This window comes from uncultured Sphaerotilus sp. (assembly GCF_963924895.1).
In the GTDB taxonomy this organism is placed as follows: Bacteria; Pseudomonadota; Gammaproteobacteria; order Burkholderiales; family Burkholderiaceae_C; genus Sphaerotilus.
Window position 1 is genome coordinate 89,503 of the sequence record NZ_CAWURG010000024.1, and the last position, 24,656, is coordinate 114,158.

Genomic DNA, 24,656 nt, shown 5'->3' on the forward strand with positions numbered 1-24,656 from the left:
CTAGGACGGTGCATGGCCAGCAATCTCGATCTCGCGCTTCTCTACCTGCTCGCTGCCGTGATCGGCGTCGTTGGCTGCCGGCTGCTGAAACTGCCCGCCATGCTGGGCTACCTGATCGTCGGCGTGCTCATCGGCCCCAACGCACTGGCGCTGGCGCGGGACTCGGCAGGCATCCGGTACCTGGCGGAGTTCGGTGTCGTCTTCCTGATGTTCGTGATCGGCCTGGAGTTCAACCTGCCCAAGCTGCGCAGCATGCAGCGGCTGGTGTTCGGGCTGGGCGCCGGACAGGTGGTGCTGACCGTGCTGGGCGCGGCGCTGGGCAACATGCTGATGGCCCTGCTCTTCACCTTGCTAGGGCGGCACTGGGACCTGGGCTGGCAGGCGGCGGTCGCCCTCGGCGCCGCGCTGGCCATGTCGAGCACGGCCATCGTCGTGAAGATGATGGCCGAGCGCCTCGAACTGGAAAGCGAACACGGCCGCAACGTCATGGGCGTGCTGCTGTTCCAGGATCTGGCCGTCGTGCCGCTGCTGGTGCTGATCCCGGCGCTGGCCGAGGGCGGCGACGACCTGTGGAGCACGCTGGGCAATGCGCTGACCAAGGCCGCCGCGCTGCTGGTGCTGCTGCTGTGGGGCGGACAGCGGCTGATGCGCTGGTGGCTGACGCTGGTGGTGCGGCGCAAGAGCGAGGAGCTGTTCATCCTGAACATCCTGCTCGTCACGCTCGGGCTGTCCTGGCTGACCGAACACGCCGGGCTGTCGATGGCGCTGGGCGCCTTCGTGGCGGGCATGCTGATCGCCGAGACCGAGTTCAAGCACCAGGTGGAAACCGACATCCGGCCCTTCCACGACGTGCTGCTGGGCCTGTTCTTCATCACCATCGGCATGAAGCTCGACTGGCGGCCGGTGCTGGACCAGTGGCCGCTGGTGCTCGCGCTGAGCGTGGTGCCGGTGTTGGCCAAGGCGGGGCTGGTGGCGGTGCTGTCGCGGCTGTTCGGCTCGGCGCCGGGGGTGGCGATCCGCACGGGCCTGTACCTCGCGCAGGCCGGCGAGTTCGGCTTCGTGCTGCTCACGCTGGGCGCCGAGGTGAAGCTGCTGGGCACGCAGTGGATGAGCCCGGTGCTGGCCTCGATGGTGCTGTCGATGCTGGCCACGCCCTTCATCATCATGGGCAGCAACCGCATCGTGATGCGGCTGTCGGCGACCGACTGGCTCATGCAGTCGGTGCAGCTCACGTCGATCGCCAAGAAGTCGATCCGCACCGAGGCGCACCTGATCATCTGCGGCTACGGCCGCAGCGGCCAGAACCTGGCGCGGCTGCTCGACCAGGAGCGGATCCCCTACATGGCGCTCGACCTCGACCCGGACCGTGTGCGCCAGGCGGCGGCGGCCGGCCAGAGCGTGGTCTTCGGCGACGCGGCCAAGCTGCCGAGCCTGATCGCCGCCGGCCTGTCACGCGCCACGGCAGTCGTCATCACCTACCACGACACCCCTTCGGCGCTGAAAGTGCTGCAGCACGTGCGGGAACACGCCGCGCATGTGCCGGTGGTCGTGCGCACGCCGGACGACACCGATCTGGAGCGCCTGCGCGCGGCCGGTGCCACCGAGGTGGTGCCGGAAGCGCTCGAAGGCTCGCTGATGCTGGCCAGCCACGCGCTGGCGCTGGTGGGCGTGCCGATGCGGCGGGTGATCCGCATCACGCAGGATGCGCGGGACGCCCGCTACGGCCTGCTGCGCGGCTACTTCCACGGCGCCGACGACGACACCGTCAGCGAGCTGCAGCAGGCGCGGCTGCAGTCGGTGAGCCTGCCGCCGGGCGCACCGAGCGTCGGCCAGCGCCTGGGCGACCTGACGCTGCACGTGATGGGGGTGTCGGTGGTGTCGGTGCGGCGCGCGACCGGTCAGGTCGTGGCCACGGGCGACGAGGATCTGGTGCTCGCCGGCGGGGATGTGCTGGTGCTCAGCGGTCTGCCGGAAACGCTGGCGCTCGCCGAAAGCCGGCTGCTCAAGCGTTGATACGTTGATGCGCTGCAGCGCGGCCTTCAGGCCACGGCGATCCGCAGAGCGAGACTGGCACGCAGCCGCGCCACCATGACCGCACCCGCGGCCCGCAGCACCTCGTTGGCAATCAGCGGGGCACGGGCGGTGAGTTCCTCGAAGCGCGGCAGGTGCAGCGCCCAGACGATGGACGGTGTCATCGCCTCGACATTGGCGGAGTGCGGCTGGTCGCTGAAGAGGCCTGTTTCGCCGACCAGCGCGCCGGGGCGCATCAGGGCGATGCGGCTGGTGCCCGGTGCGGCACCGCTGACGTAGACCTGCAGGGTGCCCTGGCCGACGAAGTAGGCGGCCCGGTCGCAGTCGTTCTGCTTGATGAGCAGGTCGCCAGCGCGCAACTGGTAGGCCGTCAGGTAGGCCGCGAATTGACGCCACTGTCCCAGGTCCAGGCGTGCGCGAAAGGCATCGTCCGCCCGGTAGGACTGGACAGCCTCGATCAGTTCATCAATTCCCATGGCGCACTCCTGCTGATGGTGGCATTCCCATCCGAGCGCTGAACATGCCAGAGTGCCCGGATTGACGCTGATTCAGATCGTAACAAGTCCACTGGCAGAAGGGCATCGTCTACTTGCCAATGCAAAAGCGCGTGAATATGTCACCCAGCAGGTCATCCGGCGTATAGGCGCCCGTGATCTCGCCCAGGGCATTGTGGGCCAGACGCAGCTCCTCGGCCAGCAGATCCAGCGCCGAATCGGCCTGCGCCGCCCAGCCACGCGCCTGTCCGAGGTGGTCCTGCGCCTGCCGCAGCGCCTTCAGGTGGCGGGTGCGGGCGATGAACACCCCTTCCGGCGAGGCATGCCAGCCGGCCAGCGCCAGCAGCGTCTCGCGCAGGGTCTGCAGGCCGTCGTGGGTCCGGGCCGACAGCGCGAGCGCCCTGCTGCCTGCTGGCAACGCAGCCAAGGCCGATGCTGCCCGGTCCGTGGGCGCCGCGTCGGCCTTGTTGTAGACGTGGACCAGCCGCTGGCGGTCCGGCAGGCGGGCCTCGATCGCGCGGTCCGCCTCGGCGTAGACCGGGTCGTTGCAGCGGGTCAGGTCGTGCAGCAGCAGCACGGCATCCGCCTCGGCGATCGCGCCCCAGCTGCGCGCGATGCCGATGCGTTCGACCTCGTCGCTGGCCTCCTCGTCCGAGCGCAGGCCGGCGGTGTCGATGATGTGGACCGGCACGCCCTCGATCTGCAGCGTCTCGCTGACCTTGTCGCGCGTGGTGCCGGGAATCGGCGTGACGATGGCCAGCTCGGCCCCGGCCAGCGCGTTCAGCAGCGAACTCTTGCCCGCGTTGGGCTGGCCGGCGATCACCACCTTCAGCCCTTCGCGCAGCAGCGCGCCCTGCTGCGCGGTGTCGAGCACGGCCGCCAGTTGTCCGGCCAGACGGTCGAGCCGGCCGCGGGCGTCGGCCTTTTCCAGGAAATCGATTTCCTCTTCGGGGAAATCCAGCGTCGCCTCGACCAGCATGCGCAGCTCGATCAGCCGGTCGCGCAAGGCCGTGATGCGCTCCGAGAAGACGCCCGAGAGCGAACGCGCCGCGCTACGGGCTGCCGCCTCGGTGCTGGCGTCGATCAGGTCGGCCACGGCTTCCGCCTGCGCCAGATCGAGCTTGTCGTTCAGGAAGGCCCGCTCGGTGAACTCACCCGGCTCGGCCAGACGCAGACCTGGCAAGGATCCGTTCACCGCCGCGGCCTGCAGGCAGCGGGCGAGCAGCAACTGCAGTACCACCGGGCCGCCGTGGGCCTGCAGCTCCAGCACGTCCTCGCCGGTGTAGCTGTAGGGCGCCGGAAAATAGAGCGCCAGCCCCTGGTCGATGGGCAGACCGTCGGCACCGAGGAAGGGGCCGTAGGTGGCGTGTCGCGGCGCCAGCGTGCGCCCGGTGAGCGCCTCGATCAGCGGTTGCAGCGCGCGACCGGACACCCGCACGATGCCCACCGCCCCCCGTCCGGGTGCGGTGGCGATGGCGATGATGGGGTCCTGGTGTCGAGCGAGCATGGCGCGCATTCTCGCCGAGCCGGACCCAGAAAAAACGCCCTGTCGGGCCAGCCGGACAGGGCGTTGCAGATTCGCGCGGAGGGGAGCCAGCTACAAAAGCATTCAACCCCCAGAGCCAAGACTGTTGCAGCGAGCCTCCCGGCCCCGAATGCGGCTCTCAAAGCCTGCTGCAACACTCCCGGGTCAAACCCCGCAAAACGAATGATGCACGGGGAATGTGACAGTCTCAAGGCCCCGTTTGCATCAACCGTTTCGAGGTGTGGGGCATGTCGCGGCCGGATTCCACGGTGCGTGGAACCCGACCGAACAGGCCGGGAAAACCCCGACTGTCTCAGCGATTCAGACCAAGCTGCCGGTTGATGATCCACTGTTGTGCGATCGCCAGCAGGTTGTTGACGAACCAGTACAGCACCAGACCCGCCGGGAAGAACAGGAACATCACGCTGAACACCAGCGGCATGATCCACATCATCTTGGCCTGCATCGGATCCGGCGGCGTCGGGTTCAGCCAGGTCTGGAACAGCGTGGAAATCGTCATCAGCGCCGGCAGGATGTAGTAGGGATCCTGCACGCTCAGGTCGGTGATCCAGCCGATCCACGGCGCACCGCGCATCTCGACCGAGGCCAGCAGCACCGAGTACAGCGCGATGAAGAACGGCATCTGGATGAAGATCGGCAGACAGCCGCCCAGCGGGTTGACCTTCTCCTCGCGGTAGATGCGCATCATTTCCTGCTGCATCTTCTGCGGGTCATCCTTGAAACGCTCGCGCATCTCCTGGACCTTGGGGTTGACCGCCTTCATCTTGCCCATCGAGCGGTAGGCGCTGGCGTTGAGCCAGTAGAACGCGATCTTCAGCAGCACCACCAGACCGACGATCGACCAGCCCCAGTTGCCGATCATGCCGTGCAGCTTGTCGAGCAGCCAGAACAGCGGCTTGGCGAGGATGGTCACCCAGCCATAGTCCTTGACCAGTTCCAGCCCGGGGGCCAGCGCTTCGAGCTTCTTCTCTTCCTGCGGACCGGCGTAGAGCGTGGAGTCCACGGCCTGCGTCGCGCCGGCGGCGATGGGTGCCAGCGGCAGCGTCATCGACGTCGAATAGAGGTTGGTGCCTTCGCGCTTGGTCTGGAAGCTGCGCTCCAGCTTGTCGCCGACCAGCCAGGCGCCGACGAAGTGGTGCTGCACCATCGCGATCCAGCCGTTGTCGGCGGACTTGGCGTGGTCGGCCTTGCCCTTCTCGATGTCGGTGAAGTCGATCTTCTGGAACTTGCTGCCCTCGGTGTAGATGGCCGGGCCGGTGAACGCGGTCGGGCCCATGAACATCGAGGACGACGGCACGGTGCCGTCGCGGGCGAGTTGCAGGTAGAGCTGCGGCGCGATCGGCGCGGCCGTGCCGTTGACCACCTCGTGGCGCACCTTGATCGCGTAGTCACCGCGCGTGAAGGTGTAGGACTTGCGCAGCTTCACGCCGCCCTGGTCCGGCGACTCGAAGGTCAGCGTCAGCGTGTTCTGTCCATCGGCCAGCGTGTGCGGGCCGGGCAGCAGGTTCATCACCGTGAGGTGGTTCGGCAGCGCGGCCTCGCCCGCCATGCGGGGGATCAGGCCCGAATCGGCCTGGTAGACCCGCTCGGCCGACTGGTCGAACAGCATGACGGGCTTCTTCGCGTCATGCTCGTCCTTGTAGCGCGGCAGGGCCATGCGCACGATGGAGCCGCCGCGGGTGTCGAACGTGGCCTGCACCAGATCGGTCGTGATGTCGACCTTCTGCGAGACCGGCACGCCCGCCGTGGCCGCAGGCAGCGCGGCCACTCCTGCCACGGCCGCCGACGCGGCTCCCGCCACGGCCGGCACGCCCGCAGCACCCGCCTGCGCCGGCGCGGTCACGGCCGGCGGCGGCGGGGAAAACATCGACGGCTGCCCGTTGTGCTTGCTCCAGCCATCCCAGAGCATCACGAGCGAGACGGAGAAAACGCCCCACAGCACGGCGCGCCGCGTATCGGTCATACCGGTCATACAGGTGTCTTTCGAAAGGAGGAAAACAGTCGGTGTGACTGATCAGGGACCGGATCATGCCCGCCCGCACACCAGGGATGGCAACGCGCGATGCGGCCGACCGTCAGCGCGCCGCCACGCAGGGCACCGTGCCGGTCCAGCGCGACCAGCGCGTAGGCGGAACACGTCGGCTCGAAACGACAGGACGAGCCCAGCCAGGGACTCAGCACCAGGCGGTAGGCCCGCACCACGCCGATCAGCCCCAGTCGAGGCCAAGCCCGGACACGGTGGTGCAGCGTCGGGGGGTCGAGGTGGGGCATGGCGGAAGGTGGGCCGACTGGGGTCCGAGGCAGGCGCGTCAGGTCGCCGCGACCGGTACCGTCGGCACCAACGCGCGGCGCGCTCGTCGAGCCGCATCGCTCAACAGCGCTTCGATTTCTGCATGCAGCAGCGCCGCCAGCGCTTCCGAGCGGGCGCTCGGAAACAGCTTGCGATCCAGGGGCGCACGCAGGCGCACCACCCAGTCACCCGCGACCAGCTGGTCGAGGTGACGGCGGATGCCGGCGCGGATCTGAACCTTGACCTGCGTGCGGGTCACCGAGCGCCGAGCGTGTCGCTTCGGCACCACCAGACCCAGTCGCAGCAGCTTCATTTCCGGACGGTCATCCACAGAGTTGTCCACAGAGTCATCCACAGCCCCCGAGGTACCCGGGTTGTGGCCTGTTGACAACTTTGTTGTTGCGAGATGGTGCACCATGAAATGGGCACTGCGCGCGATGGGGCGAACCGCCATGGCCGACTCGAACCGGGCGGCCCCGGTCAGCGGCGTCAGGACCATGGATCCGGTTGCGCTCACCGCGTCGCAACGGGCGCTGGACGCCCGGGAACTCAGACAGCCAGGCGCTTGCGGCCCTTGGCGCGGCGTGCATTCAGCACAGCGCGGCCGCCGCGCGACTTCATGCGCACGAGGAAGCCATGGGTACGGGCGCGGCGAACCTTCGACGGTTGGTAGGTGCGTTTCATCTTGAATCCTCTAGCCTTGGCTTGGGCTCGGTCTTGAGCCTGTTCCGATTGGGCACCCCTCTGGCACCCCAATTCGGGAAACCCACGATTACAGCAAAAACCTCCTTGAAAGTCAACGACTTGCTACACACGCACTGGCCGCGCGAGGGGATTGACCCCTCGCTCAAAACTGTGGATAACCGCAACCCTGGGCGGCGTGATGTCGATACAATCGCGCCCCTTCTCCTGAGGTTGTCCACAATTTTTAGAACATGCATTTGGACCTGTGGCAACGAGGCTGTGAGCGCCTCGCCGCCGAGCTGCCGGCACAGCAGTTCAACACGTGGTTTCGCCCGCTGCCGCCCGCCCAGGTGTCGGCGGCAGGCGAAGGCTACCTCGTGGGTCTGCGTGTTCCCAACCGGTTCAAGATGGACTGGATCCGCTCGCAGTTCGCGGCGCGGATCGAGCGGCTGCTGAGCGAGATCGCCGGCAAGCCGGTGCGGCTGGAGCTGTCGCTGGGCCAGGGCGGCGAGCCGGCGCCCGCACCCGCGCCGCTGGCCCCCGAGCCACCCCCGCCGCCGGCTGCGCCGGTGCAGATGTCGATGATCGACTTCCTGCCCCTGCCCCTGCCGACCGAGACCGCACCGCCAGCACCCGCCACCGCCCGGGCGACCGCACCCCGCGCCCGTTCCCGCGCGAGCGGACCGAACAGCGCCGCCGCCGGCCTGCTGGCCCCCGTGCCGGACGCGACGCCCGCGCTGCGGGCCGGCCGCACGCCCTCCAGCATGCCGGGGCTGCACGAGCTGCTCACCCTGCCCGTGGGCAACCCGACACCGCCCGTGGCCGCGCCCAGCCCGAAGCCGGCTGCGCGGGCCCCGTCCCGCCGCAGCGCAGCCGCCGCCGAGCCGGCCGCCCCCGTCGAGCCCCCGCCCGAGCCGCCCGCCGCACCCGTGGCCGCGCCGCTGTCGAGCAGCGCGATTTCCGCCGCGTCCGCGCTGGCCAAGGCCTCGGCGGCCGTGGCCTCGCGGCGCAAGCGCGTCGCCGGCACCAAGGCGGCAGAAGCGGCCGCCGCGCCACCGCCCGTGGCCGCCGCGCCGGCGCCCGCCCCCAGCAGCCCCTATCCGGGCGCGGGCGCCGCCGCCGGCTCCAGCGCCTTCCTGGGCGGCGCGCCGACCATCATCATCCCGACGGTGCCGCCCCCGATGGCGCCCTCGAACACCCGCGGGCGCATCAACCCCGCCCTCACCTTCGACACGCTCGTGCCCGGTCGCGCCAACCAGATGGCCCGCACCGCCGCGATGCACGTCGTCAGCTCGCCGGGCGGCATGTACAACCCGCTGTTCCTCTACGGCGGCGTCGGCCTGGGCAAGACGCACCTGATCCACGCGGTCGGCAACGCGCTGCTCAAGGAGCACAAGGACGCCCGCGTGCTCTACCTGCACGCCGAGCAGTTCATCTCCGACGTGGTGCGCAACTACCAGCGCAAGACCTTCGACGAACTCAAGGCCAAGTACCACTCGCTCGACCTGCTGCTGATCGACGATGTGCAGTTCTTCGCCGGCAAGGACCGCACGCAGGAGGAGTTCTTCAACGCTTTCGAAGCCCTGCTGACCAAGCGCGCCCACATCATCATGACCAGCGACACCTACCCCAAGGGGCTGGTGGACATCGACGAGCGCCTGACGAGCCGCTTCGACGCCGGCCTGACGGTGGCGATCGAGCCGCCGGAGCTGGAGATGCGGGTGGCGATCCTGATGAAGAAGTCGGTCGCCGAAGGCAGCCAGATGCCCGAGGACGTGGCCTTCTTCATCGCCAAGAACGTGCGCGCCAATGTGCGCGAACTGGAAGGCGCGCTGCGCAAGGTGCTGGCCTACTCGCGCTTCAGCCACAAGGACATCAACATCGCGCTGGCCCGCGAGGCGCTGAAAGACCTGCTGTCGATCCAGAACCGGCAGATTTCGGTCGAGAATATCCAGAAGACGGTGGCAGACTTCTACAAGATCAAGATCGGCGACATGTACAGCAAGAAGCGCCCCGCCAGCATCGCCCGGCCGCGCCAGATCGCCATGTACCTGGCCAAGGAAATGACCCAGAAAAGCCTGCCCGAGATCGGTGACCTGTTCGGCGGGCGCGACCACACGACGGTGCTCTACGCGGTCCGCAAGATCGCCGCCGAGCGCCAGAAGAACACCGAACTCAACCAGCAGCTCCACGTCCTGGAACAGACCCTCAAAGGCTGAAAGACCCCTCCATCATGATCGTGTTGAAAGCACCGCAGGACAAGCTCCTGGCCGCCTTGCAGTCCGTCTCGGGCATCGTCGAGCGCCGACACACCCTGCCCATCCTGGCGAACGTGATGATCCGCCGCCACGCCGGGCAGTGCGAGTTCACGACCAGCGATCTCGAGATCCAGGTCCGCACCAGCGCGGCGATGGATGGCGACAAGGGCGACTTCAGCACCACGGTCGGCGCGCGCAAGCTCATCGACATCCTGCGCACGCTGCCGCCGGACCAGACCGTCTCGCTCAGCGCCGCGCAGAACAAGCTGACGCTGCAAGGGGGCAAGAGCCGCTTCACGCTGCAGACGCTGCCGGCCGACGACTTCCCGCTGGTGCAGGAAGCCGCCGACTTCGGCCCCACCTTCAGCGTGCCGCAGAAGACGCTCAAGGGCCTGATCGACCAGGTGCACTTCGCGATGGCGGTGCACGACATCCGCTACTACCTGAACGGCATCCTCTTTGTCGCCGAAGGCCACACGCTGACGCTGGTCGCGACCGACGGCCACCGCCTCGCGCTCGCGCAGGCCACGCTGGACGTGGAGATGCCGAAGCAGGAAGTGATCCTGCCGCGCAAGACCGTGCTGGAGCTGCAGCGCCTGCTCAAGGACGGCGCCAAGGACACCAAGCCCGCCAAGGATGGCAGCGAAGCCGAGGCCGCGCCGATCGCGATGTGCTTCGCCGCCAACCAGGCGCGCTTCACCTTCAGCGGCATGGAGTTCGTCACCAAGCTGGTCGAAGGCAAGTTCCCGGACTTCAACCGCGTCATCCCCAAGAACCACAAGCAGCACATCACGCTGGGCCGCGGCACCCTGCTGACCAGCCTGCAGCGCGCGGCCATCCTGACCAGCGAGAAGTTCAAGGGCGTGCGGATGAACTTCGAGCCGGGCGCGCTGCGCATCGCCTCGAACAACGCCGAGCAGGAAGAGGCCAAGGAAGAGCTGGAGATCGACTACAGCGGCCCGTCGATCGAGATCGGCTTCAACGTGACCTACCTGATGGACGTGCTCTCGAACATGGACCAGGAGCTGGTGACGCTGTCGCTGCAGGACGCCAACAGCTCGGCACTCTTCACGGTGCCCGAGCAGGACGGCTTCAAGTACGTCGTGATGCCGATGCGGATCTGATGCCATCCCCGGTGTGTCCGCCGGGTCGGCGACAATCGACCTCCGACCGACACCCCGACACACGCGCGACACGCAAGCGGGCCCCGGCCCGCTTCGGCATTTTTGCAAGGGCAACGGCGACAGCCGCCAACCCCGGTGAGTGAGTGACATGACCGACCAAAACCAGCAGTCCCAGCAGCCCATCCCCTCGGAACCGATCGTCCCCGAGCCTCCGGCGCAGACCGCCGCCGAAATCTCCGCCGCCTACGGCGAAGGCAGCATCCAGATCCTCGAAGGCCTGGAAGCCGTGCGCAAGCGGCCGGGCATGTACATCGGCGACACCTCCGACGGCACCGGCCTGCACCACCTCGTCTTCGAGGTCGTGGACAACTCGATCGACGAGGCGCTGGCCGGTCACTGCGACGACATCGTGGTGACGATCCATTCGGACAACTCGATCAGCGTCATCGACAACGGCCGCGGCATCCCGACCGGCGTCAAGATGGACGACAAGCACGAGCCGAAGCGTTCGGCGGCCGAGATCGCGCTGACCGAGCTGCACGCGGGCGGCAAGTTCAACCAGAACAGCTACAAGGTCTCGGGCGGTCTGCACGGCGTGGGCGTGAGCTGCGTCAACGGCCTGTCGAAGTGGCTGCGCCTGACGGTGCGCCGCGAGGGCCACGCCTACTTCATGGAGTTCCGCCAAGGGGTGCCGCAGGACCGCGTGCTGGAGCGGCGTGACGGCTTCGAGATCAGCCCGATGAAGGTCATCGGCGAGACCGACAAGCGCGGCACCGAGGTCCACTTCCTGCCCGACCTGGAAATCTTCTCGAACATCGATTTCCACTACGAGATCCTGAGCAAGCGCCTGCGCGAACTCTCGTTCCTGAACAACGGCGTGAAGATCCGCCTGGTCGACGAGCGCAACGGCAAGGAAGACAACTTCGCCTATGCCGGCGGCGTGAAGGGCTTCGTCGAGTTCGTCAACAAGGGCAAGAAAGTCCTGCACCCGAACATCTTCCACGCCCGCGGCGACAAGATGAGCGACAACAACACCAACGTCGGTGTCGAAGTCGCGATGCAGTGGAACGAGAGCTACAACGAGAACGTGCTCTGCTTCACCAACAACATCCCCCAGCGCGACGGCGGCACGCACCTGACCGGTCTGCGCGCGGCGATGACGCGGGTGATGAACAAGTACATCGACGACCACGAGATCGCCAAGAAGGCCAAGGTCGAGATCAGCGGCGAGGACATGCGCGAAGGTCTGGCCTGCGTGGTCAGCGTCAAGGTGCCGGAGCCGAAGTTCTCCAGCCAGACCAAGGACAAGCTGGTGTCCAGCGAAGTGCGCGGCCCGGTGGAGGACATCGTCAGCCGCCTGCTGACCGACTGGCTGCTGGAGAACCCGACCGACGCCAAGACCATCTGCGGCAAGATCGTCGACGCGGCCCGTGCCCGCGACGCCGCCCGCAAGGCGCGCGAGATGACGCGCCGCAAGGGCGTGCTGGACGGCATGGGCCTGCCAGGCAAGCTGGCGGATTGCCAGGAAAAAGACCCGGCCATGTGCGAGATCTACATCGTGGAGGGTGACTCCGCCGGTGGTTCCGCCAAGCAGGGCCGCGACCGGAAGTTCCAGGCGATCCTCCCGCTGCGCGGCAAGATCCTGAACGTGGAACGTGCGCGCTACGAGAAGCTGCTGTCGAGCAACGAGATCCTGACGCTCATCACGGCGTTGGGCACCGGCATCGGCCAGGGCATGGGCGGCGACGACTTCAACCCCGACAAGCTCCGCTACCACCGCATCATCATCATGACCGACGCGGACGTGGACGGCGCGCACATCCGCACGCTGCTGCTGACGTTCTTCTACCGGCAGATGCCCGATCTGGTCGAGCGCGGCCACATCTACATCGCGCAGCCGCCGCTCTACAAGGTCAAGCACGGCAAGCACGAGCAGTACCTGAAGGACGGCAGCGAGCTGGATGTCTACCTGCTGAAGGTGGCGCTGGACAGCGCGATCGTCGAGCCGGGCGCGGGCCGCGAGCCGATCAGCGGCGCGGCGCTGGAGGAGCTGGCGCGCCAGTACCTGCTCGCCACCAACGTGATCGCGCGGCTGTCGAACTGGATGGACGTGGAGGCCCTGCGCGCGATCAGCGACGGCCTGACGCTCGACCTCGACACGCCGGAAGCTGCGGCCACCAGCGCCGACGCGCTGAAGGCTGCGCTGCACGACGCCGAGGTCAGCGCCGAGATCGACCCGCGCACCGACAAGCACTTCCTGCGCATCAGCCGCCGCCACCACGGCAACATCAAGAGCAGCGTCATCACCGCCGACTTCGTGCACGGCGGCGATTACGAGGCGCTGAGCGTGGCCGGCGTGACCTTCAAGGGCCTGCTGAGCGACGACGCGGTGGCCAAGCGCGGCGAAGGCGAGCGCCAGAAGCAGATCAAGGTCGCGGACTTCCGCGCCGCGATGGCCTGGCTGATGACGCAGGCCGAAAACGCCGTCGGCCGCCAGCGCTACAAGGGCCTGGGCGAGATGAACCCCAGCCAGCTGTGGGAAACCACGATGGACCCGACCGTGCGCCGCCTGCTGCGCGTGCAGATCGAGGATGCGATCGAGGCGGACAAGGTGTTCACGATGCTGATGGGGGATGAGGTGGAGCCTCGGCGGGAGTTCATTGAGACGAATGCGTTGAGGGCGGCGAATATCGACGCGTGATTGTTGTAGAGCGCCCCATAAGGTGCGAAATTGGGCCTCATAAGCTGTAAAAACTATGGAAATATCGATTTTCATTGGTGTTCACTAAACGACTCTAGTCTGGACCGCGCGGCTGCTGAAATGCCGGCCCAGAAAACAAATAACTCTACTGCTTGCGCCACGGCACAAGCGGCGCTACACTGCATCAACAGTAGAGTTATTCGATGAAGTCCATTCACTCCCTCAACAACTTGGCGGAAGTCCACACAGCAGTGGTCTTTCGCGATCAAGCACCGCAAGAACATCCTGAAGGCAACGTCCGTGCGTTGGCCATCCGGGATGTTGTGTCTTCGACTCCAGTGAGCTGGAGCGAACTGCCGCGGGTTGTTGTGGCCGAGAAGTACCGTGCGAACTGCCTGCAAGCCGGTGACGTGGTCATCCCTTCACGGGGCGACTACTACAGGGCATGGCTTTTTACCGGGGCAGACGTGCCAGTTCTGCCGGTGGGTCAGTTGAACGTGATCCGACCGGCTGCCGGATTGGATGCCGGTTACTTGGTGTGGTTTCTCAACCTGCCGACCACCGGCGCCAAGCTCAAGCAAATGCTGACCGGCACCAGCATCAAAGCGCTGACCAAGACGGCTCTTCAGACGCTGGAGGTGGACCTCCCCGATATGGGACGCCAACGCCGTATCGCCGAGATTGCTGAAATCGCGGGGCGGATCGCTGCAATCCGGCATCGGTTGACAGAACTGGACGTCATTGAGGTAACTCAGATGGCCGGCCTCCTTTCGCACCGTGGAGGCGACCATGCTTGATGCCGAAGCAAAGCGGATCATCTGTCATGCACTCTGGCGCTGCTTCGATTCAGTTCGTGGCGTGGCCGATGTTGGAGAGGTCCGTGACCACCTCCTGGCATTGCTGGTTTTGAAGTACGCGTCTGACCGTACTGCCGACGAAGCTAGCCATGCGGTTGCGCTCGACGCGGATGCCGGATCGGTGCCGTCGTTTGAGCAGCTGCTCAACGCCAAGCACATGCCCGATATCGGGCAGCGTATTGACCGGGCACTGGCTGACTTGGAGAAGCAGCACCCACTGTTGCACGACGCTTTTCACAGCGTCCGTTTCGACTCGTCCTTGCTGGGCGAACCCAAGCAAAGGCAACACCTCATCGCTGATCTGCTGAGCTGCTTCGGTTTGCCAGAGTTCGACTTTCGAGGCGGCGCAAGTGCCGAAGCGGCTGGCTTTGCCTGCGAAACGCTCATCAGCGAGGCCGCAGCCGTCGCTGGCAAGCGTGGTGCCGAGTTCTTCACCCCGCCCGAGGTTTCCCGGCTGATCGCGGAAATCCTCCAGCCCGGAGTTGGAGAAAGCGTTGGCGATCCATGCTGCGGTTCTGGCACGTTGTTATTGACCTGCAGCGCCTTCGCGCGTGCTCACTCTGGCGGTGAGGGCTGTCAGCTGTTTGGCCAAGAGAAGAACGGCAGCACCTGGGCACTCGCAAAAATCAACATGTTTTTGCATGGGGAGCTCGCCGCGCAGTTGGCATGGGGAGACACCCTCAAAGACCCGCGCCTGGTGGCTGAAGGCCAACTGCAGACGTTCGACGTGGTGGTTTCAAGCCCGCCCTTCAATGTGAAGGATTGGGGACAAGAAGCCGCCGCAACCGATCCCTACGGGCGCTACCGACGCGGAGTTCCGCCGCGCGCTTCGGCTGACTACGCTTTCATCAGCCACATGGTGGAGACGCTCAAGTCTGGTCACGGCCGCATGGCTGTGGTGGTCTCCCATGGTGTCCTCTTCCGAAGCGGTACGGAGCTACAGATTCGCAGGGAACTGCTGGAGGAAAACCTCGTGGACGCAGTGATCGCGCTGCCAGCCAAGCTGCTTCCAAACACGTCCCTGCCGATTGCACTGTTGGTGTTGCGGAAGGACAAGAGCGATGGGCAAGTGCTCTTCATCGACGCCAGCCGCCAGTTCGAGCACGGAAAAACCCAGAACCAGCTCCGCGATGAGGACATCGCTCAGGTCGAGACGACCTATGCAGCCAGGGCGGATGTTGAGGGCTACGCCCGCTTGGTGTCGTTGGAAGACATCCTTCAGAACGACTGCAACCTCAACGTAGTCCGCTATGTGGGCGCCGTAGAGCAGGTCTGTCAGGTAGACCTGGAGGCCCTTCGCGCGGAGCGCACACAGCTCCGAGCCGAGCTGGAAGGTCTGGAGAGCCGGTTTGACAGCCTCATCCAGGAGGTGAGTCGTGGGTGACACAAAGGAAAACGGCCGCTTACGCGGCCGCCTCCTCTTTTGCGTCTTGGAGCTTGACGTCCGTCCGAAGAGGGAGCTGCCAAGCGCACATGTCCAAGCGCTTACGGGGAAATCATAACACGTATGCTTAAACAGATCAAAACCCATACAGCGGGCAATCTGGCACGCATTCAGGCGCTTTCCCACGCCCGTCTGAGCAACTACCGCAGCTTCTTCGGCGCGACCGATGATGTACAAGCGCTTGCACTCTACCAGTGGAACGACGAGCTCAGCGCCTGCCTCTTCCGCACCATCTCCCTGGTGGAGGTGGTGCTGCGCAACCAGTTCCACAAGGCCTTCAGCCTGCACTACGGCGTCGTGGGTGGACATGGGTCCAAAGACTGGTATGAACATGTCGCGCTGGCGCCCATCGCTAAGAACAAGATCAAGGACATCACCCATTTCAAACACGGTACACATCAACTGCCGCGCATTCCCGCCCCGTCACCGGACGACGTCGTGTCGGGCCTGACCTTCGGCTTCTGGCCGCGCCTGCTTGACCTGAAAAAGGACGCGCTGCATCAAAACATCGACTGGGGCTCTATCCTGCTGGACGTACTGCCTGGGCATCGGCAACGCCAAGCCACCCACTGGGCCAAGCAGAAGCACCAGGACGGTCTGTTCGCCCGCCTGGACTTGTGTAACGGTTTGCGCAATCGCATTGCGCACCACGAGCCCATCTGGAAGCTGGGCGAACTGATGACCGAAGGTCGCCCTCGCCCAGGCAAGCCCCTGGCAGTAGCTGCCCCAGCTCCCGCCAACCCCGACGAGGCCATCGCGCGGCTTCGCCTGCTGTACGACCGTGTGATCGAACTACTGGCATGGCTATCTCCCGACTTGGCGGATCAGCACACCCGCTGCGAGCTGCACCTGCGTTGCCTGAGCCTGCTGCAGCCGACTGCCGTGCAGGCCTACCGCCTAGCTCTGCCGCCGGCAGAAGTCGACCTTGCCACCATACCCAATCTGCGTGCCCTGCGCAAAGCCTTGCGCTACGCCGCCCGCCGCCAGCAACCCGTTTTGCTCAAAGACGGCCATCGCCTGCTGGGCCACCTGACCAGTCTCTTGCCCTGAGCCTCACACCCATCGCTGTTACATGACACTCACCCTCGACACTGAACCGCCCCGGGTTTTGTGGAGGCCAGTTGCTTTGAGTCAGGTAGGCGTAGCCTGCCTGCTCAGTTGACGATAGTGATTGGCTTCAGCAGCGGCTGGCGAATACACGGCCTTGACGCCAACCCCAGCCTCGACCTTCTCCACCGCCCCCGACTCCCCACAAGCCCCCAGCACCAGCCGATACGTCGCCCGCGTCATCGCCACATACAGCAACCGCCATTCCTCCTCCTCGCTGTGGTGCGCGTCCGGCACCGCCTGCAGCCCGACGATGGCGACGGTGTGGAACTCCAGCCCCTTGGAGGCGTGCAGCGTGGTGAGCTTGACGCTGTCCGGCTCCCACGTCCCCGCGCGCTGCAGGCGCTGGGTGCGGATGCCGCGCAGGTGCAGCGCCTTTTCCACCGGGTCGAGCAGGTCATGCCGGCGCGCCAGGATGCCGATGTCGGCCGGTGACACGCCATCGGCCAACGCATCGACGAGGCGGTCGGCGACCAGTTCGGCCTCCTCGCGCGGCGTGCGCCCGCGCAGCAGTTCCGGCACGGGGCCGCTGCGGCCGGCGCCGAGCGGCGTCTGCTGCACGATGTCGCTGTCGCCCTCGCCCACCCCGTCCGGCTCGCCGCCGCGCAGCAACTGACCAGCGGTCGCGGTGGCGAGCTTCAGCACCTCGGCCGTGTTCCGGTAGTTCACCTTCAGCACGCTCGTGCGCCCGCGCGCCTCGATGCCGACGCTGGCGAAGCTGAACTTGCGGCGCGGCTGGCGGTAGATCGACTGCGCGTCGTCGTAGAGCACCAGCAGCGAGTTCGTCGCCGGATCGACCAACTGGGGCGCCAGCCGCAGCCACGCATCCTCGAAATCGTGCGCCTCGTCGATCATCAGCGCCGCGTACTGCGCCCGCGGGATGCGGCCATGCGCCACCGCCTCGACCACCCGGTCGGCCAGCGCGTCGTAGTCCGGCCGGAAGCCCTTCTTCGGGATGCCGAGCTGGTAGGTGTCGGCCATGTCGTAGCACCAGCCGTGGAAGGTCCGCACCTGCACCCGCTCGTCCAGCCCCCGCTGCCGCATCAGCGCGTCGATGCGCGCCGCCAGCGGCCGGTTGTAGCAAAGCACCAGGATCGGCCAGTCCGGCCGCGCCGCGGCGGCCAGCTGCTGGGCGCGGTAGACGAGGATCATCGTCTTGCCCGACCCCGCCACGCCGTGGATGAACCGGTGCCCCTCGCCCATCGAGCGCGCGAGCTGCTCCTGCTGCAGGTCCATCACCAGCATCAGCGCCTCGCTCGGCGACGGCGCCACCGTGGCTCCCGGCCCGCTCGCGTCGTCCTCGTCCAGCAGCGAAGCCTGCGTCTGCAGCCGGATCTCGGGGAAGAGGTGCCAGCGGATGCGGTCGCGCTGCGGCAGGGTCAGCGCCGTCTTCAGGCGGAACTCCACCGTGAACATGCCCCACAGCCGCGCCTGGAAAGCGGCGGGGTCCAGTTCCTCGGCCAGATCCTCGCGGGTCAGCGTGTTGGCCGGCGGGAAGAACTCGTCCCAGTGCGGATCGGTGATGCGCTGGCGCTCGATGTTGGCGAACACCACGCCGCAGCCCCAGGGCACGACCAGACTGCCTTTGTGGCGGCCTTCGGTCTGGCACAGGCCGGGGTCGCGCTGCATCTGGTTGACCAGCTCGATCGCGTAGCCGCGCGCCTGCAGGCCGGGGTGGATCTTGCTCACCCGCCCCTGCCCGTTCGCCAGGTTCAGCTCGACATCGTGGCGCGAGACATGGTGCAGCGCGCCGGCCCGCCAGCCCTTGACCTCCAGCACCAGCAGGCCGCGGCCCGGATGCAGCACCACGAAGTCCGGCAAGCGGCCCTTGTTGCCCACGGGCACGTTGTGCCAGACGAGGTAGTCGTCCTCCAGACAGCGCTGGAGCTGCCGCAGCACCCGCCGCTCGGCGCCCCCGTCCTCCGTGTTGCGGCAACGCGCCGCGATGTTCTGGAATCCCTGCGGAAAAATGGCCACGTCTGCACCCCCGAAGCGTGAATCGCTTTTTCTTGTTCAGGCTGGAAGCAGACCATACCAACCGAACGGGAGAGGAATCTGCCCCCACAGGAGCACAACAAAGTGAGATATTTTTCACAGCGCATGACCGATCCCACCCAGCCGCATCGAGATGCCTGTCCGGGAAGTTGAGCTTTGAGCATCACCCAATCGGCATGACCTCCCGGAAGAAAATCCACGAGAATCCAGCCACTCAGAAGATTTCCACCGTCCACCGAAAGAAAACATGGCCGCGCGCTACGTCGGATACGAATTCCTTCGCGAGTCCCTCGGTCTGACGGCCTTCCAGCAGCCGCCCCTGGCGCGTGTCGGCTCGGTGACGCGGGTCTCGCCCTTCCGGGAGGACATCCTGGCGATCCCGGCCGGGGTGGCGCCCGACGGAGACGATCCGCTCGACCACCTGCTCTTCGCGCTCAAGCACGAGGCCATGAACCTGCAGACGGCGATGCTGACGCTGCAGCGCATTCCGTCCGGCACACTGACGGCCGCATTCGAAGCCCGCCCGACCGGGCAGTACACCCGGCTGGCCGCTTTTCTATGGGAGCAGGCCAACCAGGCTGAACTCCCGAGCGCCGTGGCGGCGGCCGGCCCCTATGTGCCGGTGTTCGACCCGGCGCACTACCTCACCGGCACCGCGCAGCGCAACATCCGCTGGCGCGTGGATTTCAACGGCCTGGGCAGCCCCCGGTTCTGCCTGACCGTGCGGCGAACGGCCGGCATCGAGGCGCTGCTGGCGCGGGACATCCTCGCGCAGGTGCAGACGTTTGTCGCGTCAATGGACCCGGACCTCCTGGACCGGGCGGTGCGCTGGGCCTATCTGAGCGAGACCGAAAGCTCCTACGACATCGAGCGCGAGACCCCCACGCTCGACAAACGCGAAGCCTTCGCCCGGCTGCTGGCCCGTGCACGCGAGCAGGAGCCATTGACCGAGGACGCCCTGACGGCGCTCCAGAACCTGGCCGTCACCAATCCCTTCGACCGTGCCACCGGCTTCCGGACCAGCCAGAACTGGTTGCGCAACAACCGGCGCATCACCTACCTGCCGCCCCCGCCAGCGCTCGGCGCAGAGCTGATGCAGGAGATCATGCGGTGGGCCAACACGCCCGACCCCGCGGTGCCCCCGCTCGTGCGGGCCGCGCTGGTCAGCTTCGCCTTTGTCTTTGTCCACCCCTTCATGGACGGCAACGGCAGGCTGTCGCGCTTCCTGTTCCACCAGGTGGCGTGCCAGGATCCGCGGCTGTCCAACGGACTGGTGCTGCCGGTGTCGATCGCGATGAAGCGCCACGAACGCGACTACCTGGCGGCGCTGGAGTCGTTCTCGAAACCCGCTCGGCAGTTCTGGGACGCCACCACCGTGGACACTCAGGTCTTCGCGGACTTCCGCGGTGCGCCAGAGATCTACCGGTACTGGGACGCCACGGCCTGCGTCGAATTTTCGCTGCGCATGGCGCAAGAGGCGCTGGAGAAAGACCTGCAGGACGAAAGCGCCTATCTGCAACGCTTTGACCGGGCGTGGCGGGCCGTGAACGATGCGCTGGACATGAACAACGACGACCTGCTGCTGCTGGTGCAAAGCACCTTGCAGAACGGAGGGGTCCTCTCGAACAACCGCCGCAAGCAGTTCGTGGCGAAGGGCCATCCGGCAGAGATCATCGACAGGGCGGCCGAGATCGTGGCGGGCCTCTGCGCGCCAGACGCCCCACCCTGACGGCCACCGCTCCCCGGCGGCCTCCACCACGCTCAGTCGCGCGGCACGCGGTACAGCCCGCAGAGCTTGTTCCCATCCGGATCGCGCAGGTAGGCCAGATAGAGCTTGCCGGCCGGGCCTTCGCGCAGGCCGGGCGGGTCTTCGCAGGTGGTGCCGCCGTTGGCCAGACCGGCCGCGTGCCAGGCGTCGACCTGCTCGGGCGACTGGCAGGCCAAGCCGGTGGTGCTGCCGTTGGCCACCGTGGCGGGCTGGCCGTCGATGGGCAGGCTCACCGAGAACACGCCCGTCTTGGTGCGCCAGAAGATGCGGTGGCGGTCGACACCGCCGGGCGGCACGTCGAGCGTGCCGAGCACGGCGTCGTAGAACGCCTTGGACCGGTCGAGGTCGTTGGTGCCGAGCATGATGTGCGAAAACATGGGGGGTCTCCTGTCGAAATGGCGGACCAGCCTAGCACCGCCCCCGCCGCCCACCCCGTCATCCCCGCGACAGCGCGGACCCACCCCACGCCGCGCCGATCAACCCGCCCGTCGACACGTCACCGTACACGTACAGTGCGCCCATGGATGCGCCCCCCACCTCCGCGCGCCCCGTGCCCGTCGCCCTGCCCCGGATCGACCCGGCCCGCTGCACCGGCTGCGGCTGGTGCATCGCGGTCTGTCCGCCGCATGTGCTGTCGCTGCAGGTAGTGGACTGGAAGAAGCGCTCGGTGCTGGACGACGCCGGGGGCTGCACCGGCTGCGCGAAGTGCGCGGTGCGCTGTCCCTTCGGGGCGATCCACATGCAGAAGGTGCCGGCACCGAACTCAAGATCGCCGGAACTGGACCGATATTCCCCCTGAAACATGGCGACCGGCCCGAGGCCGGCCGCCGCAGGCGGCAGGTGCAGCACACGATCGGGTTCGAGAAGACGCATGGGCACGGGATACGGGCAGGGTCTCAACAGCATCCGCTGGCGCTTCGCACTGGCCAGCGCCGTGCTGACCATCGTCGGTGTGCTGCTGCGCGAACACCTGATCGGCCACGCGGACAGCCTGACGCGGACCGGCCTGTCCTCGCTGCTGCTGCTGACCAGCGCCGTCGCCGCGATCACCTTCCTGATGGCCAGCAAGCTCACCCGCTCGATCGAGTCGCTGCGGCACAGCACCGAGGCCATCGCCGCCGGCACGCTCGACAGCCCGGTGACGGTGGACTGCGCCTGTGAGGTCGGCGGACTGGCCAGCAGCTTCCGCAAGATGACGCAGCGCATGAACGCCAACCTGCTGCGCATCAACACCCTGGCCTACACCGACGCGGTCACCGGGCTGCCCAACCGCAGCGCCATCGACCATCTGCTCGGCCACGCGCTGGCCCCGGAGCGCCAGGGCCACTTCCAGGCCGCGATCCTCTTCATCGGCCTGGACGGCTTCAAGCACATCAACGACCGTCTCGGCCACCAGGGCGGCGATGAACTGCTGCGGCTGGCGGCACTGCGCCTCCTCGAACGCGGCTTCGGCCGCACGCTGGAGACGCTGGACACCTGCACCGACGCCTTCGGCAGTCCCTGCAACCGTTTGCCGGAAGACCTGGTGCTCGCCCGCTTCACCGGGGACGAGTTCGTCGCCATCCTGCCCGGCATGACCGACCGCGCTGCGCTGCGCCTGCTCGGCGAGCGTCTGGTCAGCACCTTCCAGGAGCCGTTCCGCATCGGGACGCAGGACGTGATCGCCCAACCGCGTGTCGGCATCGCGCTGACACCGGAGGACACGGGCAGCGCGGCCGAGCTGCTCACCTTCGCTGACCTGGCGATGCATTGCGCCAAGCGTGATCTGCGCGAACGGCTGGTGTTTTTCGACCAGCGCATCCGCGATGCCCTCGTCGAGCGCACCGACACCGAGTCGGCGCTGCGGCTGGCACTGCAGCGCGGCGAGCTGCTGCTGCACTACCAGCCCAAGGTCGACGCCAGCACCCTGGCGCTGACCGGCGTGGAGGCGCTGGTGCGCTGGCAGCATCCGCAGCGCGGCCTGCTCGCGCCGGGCGCCTTCATCGACGTGGCGGAGCAGGCGGGCCTGATGGGCGCGCTCGGCCAGCAGGTGATCGCGCTGGCGGTGGCGCAGTGCCGCGTCTGGCTCGATGCGGGCATCCGGCGGCCGGTCGCGGTGAATGTTTCGCCCTCGCAGTTCGCCAGTCCCGAGTTCGTGCCGCAGTTGCTCGCCACGCTCAAGCAGGCGCAGGTTCCGGCCACGCTGCTGTCGGTCGAGATCACCGAGTCGATCGCGATGTCCGCCACGGACGAGGTCGAGGAACGCCTGAGCACGCTGCGCGACGCCGGCATCCGCATCGCCATCGACGACTTCGGCGTCGGCTTCTCCAACCTGTCGCAGCTGTCGCGGGTGCCGATGGACGATCTGAAGATCGACCGCTCGCTGGTCATGGCGATCGGCGAGAGCCAGAAGAGCGAGGTCATCATCCGCGCCATCATCGGCATGGCCCACGCCCTGGGCTACCGCACGATCGCCGAGGGCATCGAGACCCCGCAGCAGCAGGCCTACCTGAAATCGCTGGGCTGCAACGACCTGCAGGGCTACCGGTTCGCCCGGCCGATGGACGCCGACGCACTGGAGAACTGGGTGGCGGCCAGGGCAGCGCCAGCGTTGCGCGCGAACCCGGTCTCCCAGCGCTAGCCCGCGTCGCCCCGGCCGAGGTGGCGCGCGGCCCGCCCGCTGCGCAGCACCGCCCACGCCAGCCAGAGCGCCCCGCCGCCCGCCGCCAGAAACCCCAGCAGCCCGAAGGCCGGCAGCCCGAACAGGGTCGGCCCGCCCTGCACCGTCATCACGATCGACGATCCGATGATCAGCGCCGCCACCACCAGCGCCACCGTCAGCCGGCTCGCGGCGCGGTCGAGCTGGTCGGCGACCTGCTCCAGATGGCGCACCTCGACATGCACCTGCACCCCGGTGCGCTTGGTCAGCCGCAGCAGCCGCGTGATCTCGCGCGGCAGGCCGGTGAGCAGCTGCGCCGCGTGCAGCGCCGAGGCCCAGCCGCGCTGCGCCAGCGCTTTCGGGGCGTAACGCGCGCGCAGCGCCGCCTCCAGCAGCGGCTCGGCCTCGGTGGCCATGTGGAACTCGGGCGCGAGCGTGCGGCCCAGGCCTTCGAGGGTGATGAAGGTCTTGATCAGCAGCGCCAGGTCCGCCGGCAGCGCGAGCCGGTAGTCGCGCAGGATGGTGGTCACGTCGTTCAACATGCCGCCCAGGCTGAGCTTGGCCAGCGCCGTGCCGCGGTACTGGTCGACGAAGGCGACGACGTCCTGCTGCAGCGCCTCCATGTCGGGCACGGTCCCGGTGGTGGAATCCTGCGTCCACGCCATCAGCACATCGGTGACCGCGGCGGGGTCGCGCTGCACGAGGCCCAGCATCAGCGAGAGCAACTGGTCGCGCCGCGTGTCGCTGAGCCGGCCGACCATGCCGAAATCGATGAAGGCCAGCCGGTTGCCGGGCAGGTAGAAGACGTTGCCGGGGTGCGGATCGGCGTGGAAGAAGCCGTCGTCGATGATCATCTTCAGCACGGCGTGCGCGCCGCGCTGCGCCAGCACCATGCGGTCGAGACCGGCGGCGTCCACCTGCGCCAGGTGGTTGCCGGGGATGCCGACGATGCGCTCCTGCACGTTGACGCGCTCGCGGGTCCACTCCCAGTAGACCCGCGGCACGACGATGTACGGCCGGTCGGCGAAGTTGGCGGCGATGCGCTCGGCGCTGTGGCACTCGCTGGAGAGATCGAGTTCGCGGCGCAGCGAGCGGCCGAGCTGCCGCACCAGCCCGACCGGCTGGTAGGGGCGCAGCTCGGGCCACTCGTCCTCGGCCAACAGCGCCAGCCGCTCCAGCAGGCGCAGATCGGCCTCGATCACCGGGCGGATGCCGGGGCGGCGCACCTTGACGATGACGTCGGTGCCGTCGTGCAGCACGGCAGCGTGGACCTGCGCGATCGAGGCCGCCGCCAGCGGCACGGTGTCGAAGCGGGCGAAGACCTGCTCGGGTGGCGCGCCGAGGTCTTCGATCAGCTGGTCGCGCAGCAGGGCGAAGTCGACGGTCGGCGCCTGGCTGTGCAGCTTCTCGAACTCGGCGATCCAGGCGGGGCCGAACAGGTCGGCGCGGCCGGCGAGGATCTGGCCGAGCTTGACGAAGGTCGGCCCCAGCTCCTCCAGCGCGAGCCGCAGTTGCACCGGTGGTTCCAGCTGCACCAGCTCGGCCGCGTGGTCCAGGTGCAGCACATGGCCGGCGCGGGCGAGCCGGTCGGCCCAGCCCAGCCGGCGCACGAGGTCGCCGAGGCCGTGGCGGATGAAGACGGCCGCGATGCCCTGCAGGCGTCCGAGGTCGCGGGTGGCGGTGAGCGTGGCAAACGGCATCGGTGCAGCGCGAAACGGG

General features: G+C 67.3%; 19 protein-coding genes. 10 read left to right on the forward strand and 9 right to left on the reverse strand.

Features of this window, described 5'->3' with window-relative positions; genetic code table 11:
• Positions 1-12: 12 nt before the first annotated feature.
• The gene (locus AABN02_RS10240; protein ID WP_338414826.1) at positions 13-2,013 is read left to right on the forward strand and encodes a cation:proton antiporter; all 2,001 of its coding nucleotides are present in this window, start codon (positions 13-15) and stop codon (positions 2,011-2,013) included.
• Positions 2,014-2,039: 26 nt separating this feature from the next.
• Here AABN02_RS10240 and AABN02_RS10245 read toward each other — a convergent pair whose 3' ends face one another.
• The 6 genes from AABN02_RS10245 to rpmH form a co-directional block, all read right to left on the reverse strand.
• Positions 2,040-2,507 carry a cyclic nucleotide-binding domain-containing protein gene (locus AABN02_RS10245; protein ID WP_338414827.1) on the reverse strand — a complete coding sequence of 156 codons (468 nt, stop codon included), beginning with the start codon at positions 2,505-2,507 and terminating at the stop codon, positions 2,040-2,042.
• 109 nt (positions 2,508-2,616) lie between these two features.
• Positions 2,617-4,032, reverse strand: a complete 1,416-nt coding sequence (gene mnmE / locus AABN02_RS10250) for a tRNA uridine-5-carboxymethylaminomethyl(34) synthesis GTPase MnmE (RefSeq protein WP_338414828.1) — start codon at positions 4,030-4,032, stop codon at positions 2,617-2,619.
• A gap of 331 nt (positions 4,033-4,363) precedes the next feature.
• Positions 4,364-6,034, reverse strand: a complete 1,671-nt coding sequence (yidC, locus tag AABN02_RS10255; RefSeq protein WP_338414855.1) for a membrane protein insertase YidC — start codon at positions 6,032-6,034, stop codon at positions 4,364-4,366.
• 5 nt (positions 6,035-6,039) lie between these two features.
• Positions 6,040-6,342: a membrane protein insertion efficiency factor YidD gene (gene yidD / locus AABN02_RS10260; RefSeq protein ID WP_338414829.1), complete on the reverse strand. Its 303-nt coding sequence runs from the start codon at positions 6,340-6,342 to the stop codon at positions 6,040-6,042.
• A 38-nt stretch (positions 6,343-6,380) separates the two neighbouring features.
• Positions 6,381-6,860, reverse strand: coding sequence for a ribonuclease P protein component (locus tag AABN02_RS10265; protein ID WP_338414830.1), 480 nt, complete (start codon positions 6,858-6,860; stop codon positions 6,381-6,383).
• A 50-nt stretch (positions 6,861-6,910) separates the two neighbouring features.
• The gene (gene rpmH, locus AABN02_RS10270; protein WP_179633078.1) at positions 6,911-7,045 is read right to left on the reverse strand and encodes a 50S ribosomal protein L34; all 135 of its coding nucleotides are present in this window, start codon (positions 7,043-7,045) and stop codon (positions 6,911-6,913) included.
• Positions 7,046-7,296: 251 nt separating this feature from the next.
• Between rpmH and dnaA the strand changes: the two genes are divergently transcribed.
• The 6 genes from dnaA to AABN02_RS10300 all read left to right on the forward strand — a co-directional run bounded on the left by dnaA (position 7,297) and on the right by AABN02_RS10300 (position 16,479).
• The gene (dnaA, locus tag AABN02_RS10275) at positions 7,297-9,264 is read left to right on the forward strand and encodes a chromosomal replication initiator protein DnaA (RefSeq protein ID WP_338414831.1); all 1,968 of its coding nucleotides are present in this window, start codon (positions 7,297-7,299) and stop codon (positions 9,262-9,264) included.
• A gap of 14 nt (positions 9,265-9,278) precedes the next feature.
• A complete protein-coding gene (gene dnaN / locus AABN02_RS10280) occupies positions 9,279-10,427 on the forward strand; it encodes a DNA polymerase III subunit beta (protein WP_338414832.1) in 1,149 nt (382 codons plus the stop codon).
• Positions 10,428-10,623: 196 nt separating this feature from the next.
• Positions 10,624-13,128, forward strand: coding sequence for a DNA topoisomerase (ATP-hydrolyzing) subunit B (gene gyrB / locus AABN02_RS10285; protein ID WP_338414856.1), 2,505 nt, complete (start codon positions 10,624-10,626; stop codon positions 13,126-13,128).
• 203 nt (positions 13,129-13,331) lie between these two features.
• Positions 13,332-13,925 (forward strand): restriction endonuclease subunit S, encoded by a 594-nt coding sequence (locus AABN02_RS10290; protein WP_338414833.1) that lies wholly within the window; start codon positions 13,332-13,334, stop codon positions 13,923-13,925.
• Positions 13,918-15,369 carry an N-6 DNA methylase gene (locus AABN02_RS10295; RefSeq protein ID WP_338414834.1) on the forward strand — a complete coding sequence of 484 codons (1,452 nt, stop codon included), beginning with the start codon at positions 13,918-13,920 and terminating at the stop codon, positions 15,367-15,369. Before AABN02_RS10290 ends, AABN02_RS10295 begins: the two co-directional genes overlap by 8 nt.
• Positions 15,370-15,492: 123 nt before the next feature.
• Complete coding sequence (locus tag AABN02_RS10300; protein ID WP_338414835.1) at positions 15,493-16,479, forward strand: Abi family protein; 987 nt, start codon at positions 15,493-15,495, stop codon at positions 16,477-16,479.
• 81 nt (positions 16,480-16,560) lie between these two features.
• On the opposite strand, the gene AABN02_RS10305 is transcribed toward AABN02_RS10300, so the two are convergent.
• A complete protein-coding gene (locus AABN02_RS10305) occupies positions 16,561-18,513 on the reverse strand; it encodes a 3'-5' exonuclease (protein WP_338414836.1) in 1,953 nt (650 codons plus the stop codon).
• 265 nt (positions 18,514-18,778) lie between these two features.
• Here AABN02_RS10305 and AABN02_RS10310 point away from each other — a divergent pair, with 265 nt between their 5' ends.
• Entirely contained in the window at positions 18,779-20,260 is a 1,482-nt protein-coding gene (locus AABN02_RS10310) for a Fic family protein (RefSeq protein WP_338414837.1), read from the forward strand.
• 32 nt (positions 20,261-20,292) lie between these two features.
• Here AABN02_RS10310 and AABN02_RS10315 read toward each other — a convergent pair whose 3' ends face one another.
• On the reverse strand, positions 20,293-20,676 hold the full coding sequence (locus tag AABN02_RS10315; protein WP_338414838.1) for a VOC family protein: 384 nt from the start codon (positions 20,674-20,676) through the stop codon (positions 20,293-20,295).
• Between the two features lie 143 nt (positions 20,677-20,819).
• On the opposite strand from AABN02_RS10315, the gene AABN02_RS10320 reads away from it, so the two are divergent.
• Both AABN02_RS10320 and AABN02_RS10325 read left to right on the forward strand, forming a co-directional pair.
• Positions 20,820-21,098: a 4Fe-4S dicluster domain-containing protein gene (locus tag AABN02_RS10320; RefSeq protein ID WP_338414839.1), complete on the forward strand. Its 279-nt coding sequence runs from the start codon at positions 20,820-20,822 to the stop codon at positions 21,096-21,098.
• 72 nt (positions 21,099-21,170) lie between these two features.
• Positions 21,171-22,919 (forward strand): EAL domain-containing protein, encoded by a 1,749-nt coding sequence (locus tag AABN02_RS10325; protein WP_338414840.1) that lies wholly within the window; start codon positions 21,171-21,173, stop codon positions 22,917-22,919.
• Here AABN02_RS10325 and AABN02_RS10330 read toward each other — a convergent pair.
• Entirely contained in the window at positions 22,916-24,637 is a 1,722-nt protein-coding gene (locus tag AABN02_RS10330) for an AarF/UbiB family protein (protein ID WP_338414841.1), read from the reverse strand. The two genes, AABN02_RS10325 and AABN02_RS10330, sit on opposite strands and share 4 nt — an antisense overlap.
• Between the last annotated feature and the right edge of the window lie 19 nt (positions 24,638-24,656).

Coding starts and splice junctions, on each gene's coding strand:
- AABN02_RS10265 (WP_338414830.1), bottom strand. CDS start 6,860: ATGGTCCTGACGCCGCTGACCGGGGCCGCCCGGTTCGAGTCGGCCATG.
- yidD (WP_338414829.1), bottom strand. CDS start 6,342: ATGCCCCACCTCGACCCCCCGACGCTGCACCACCGTGTCCGGGCTTGG.
- AABN02_RS10245 (WP_338414827.1), bottom strand. CDS start 2,507: ATGGGAATTGATGAACTGATCGAGGCTGTCCAGTCCTACCGGGCGGAC.
- AABN02_RS10295 (WP_338414834.1), top strand. CDS start 13,918: ATGCTTGATGCCGAAGCAAAGCGGATCATCTGTCATGCACTCTGGCGC.
- dnaN (WP_338414832.1), top strand. CDS start 9,279: ATGATCGTGTTGAAAGCACCGCAGGACAAGCTCCTGGCCGCCTTGCAG.
- AABN02_RS10290 (WP_338414833.1), top strand. CDS start 13,332: ATGAAGTCCATTCACTCCCTCAACAACTTGGCGGAAGTCCACACAGCA.
- AABN02_RS10240 (WP_338414826.1), top strand. CDS start 13: ATGGCCAGCAATCTCGATCTCGCGCTTCTCTACCTGCTCGCTGCCGTG.
- AABN02_RS10300 (WP_338414835.1), top strand. CDS start 15,493: ATGCTTAAACAGATCAAAACCCATACAGCGGGCAATCTGGCACGCATT.
- AABN02_RS10310 (WP_338414837.1), top strand. CDS start 18,779: ATGGCCGCGCGCTACGTCGGATACGAATTCCTTCGCGAGTCCCTCGGT.
- mnmE (WP_338414828.1), bottom strand. CDS start 4,032: ATGCTCGCTCGACACCAGGACCCCATCATCGCCATCGCCACCGCACCC.
- AABN02_RS10315 (WP_338414838.1), bottom strand. CDS start 20,676: ATGTTTTCGCACATCATGCTCGGCACCAACGACCTCGACCGGTCCAAG.
- AABN02_RS10320 (WP_338414839.1), top strand. CDS start 20,820: ATGGATGCGCCCCCCACCTCCGCGCGCCCCGTGCCCGTCGCCCTGCCC.
- AABN02_RS10325 (WP_338414840.1), top strand. CDS start 21,171: ATGGGCACGGGATACGGGCAGGGTCTCAACAGCATCCGCTGGCGCTTC.
- yidC (WP_338414855.1), bottom strand. CDS start 6,034: ATGACCGATACGCGGCGCGCCGTGCTGTGGGGCGTTTTCTCCGTCTCG.
- dnaA (WP_338414831.1), top strand. CDS start 7,297: ATGCATTTGGACCTGTGGCAACGAGGCTGTGAGCGCCTCGCCGCCGAG.
- rpmH (WP_179633078.1), bottom strand. CDS start 7,045: ATGAAACGCACCTACCAACCGTCGAAGGTTCGCCGCGCCCGTACCCAT.
- AABN02_RS10330 (WP_338414841.1), bottom strand. CDS start 24,637: ATGCCGTTTGCCACGCTCACCGCCACCCGCGACCTCGGACGCCTGCAG.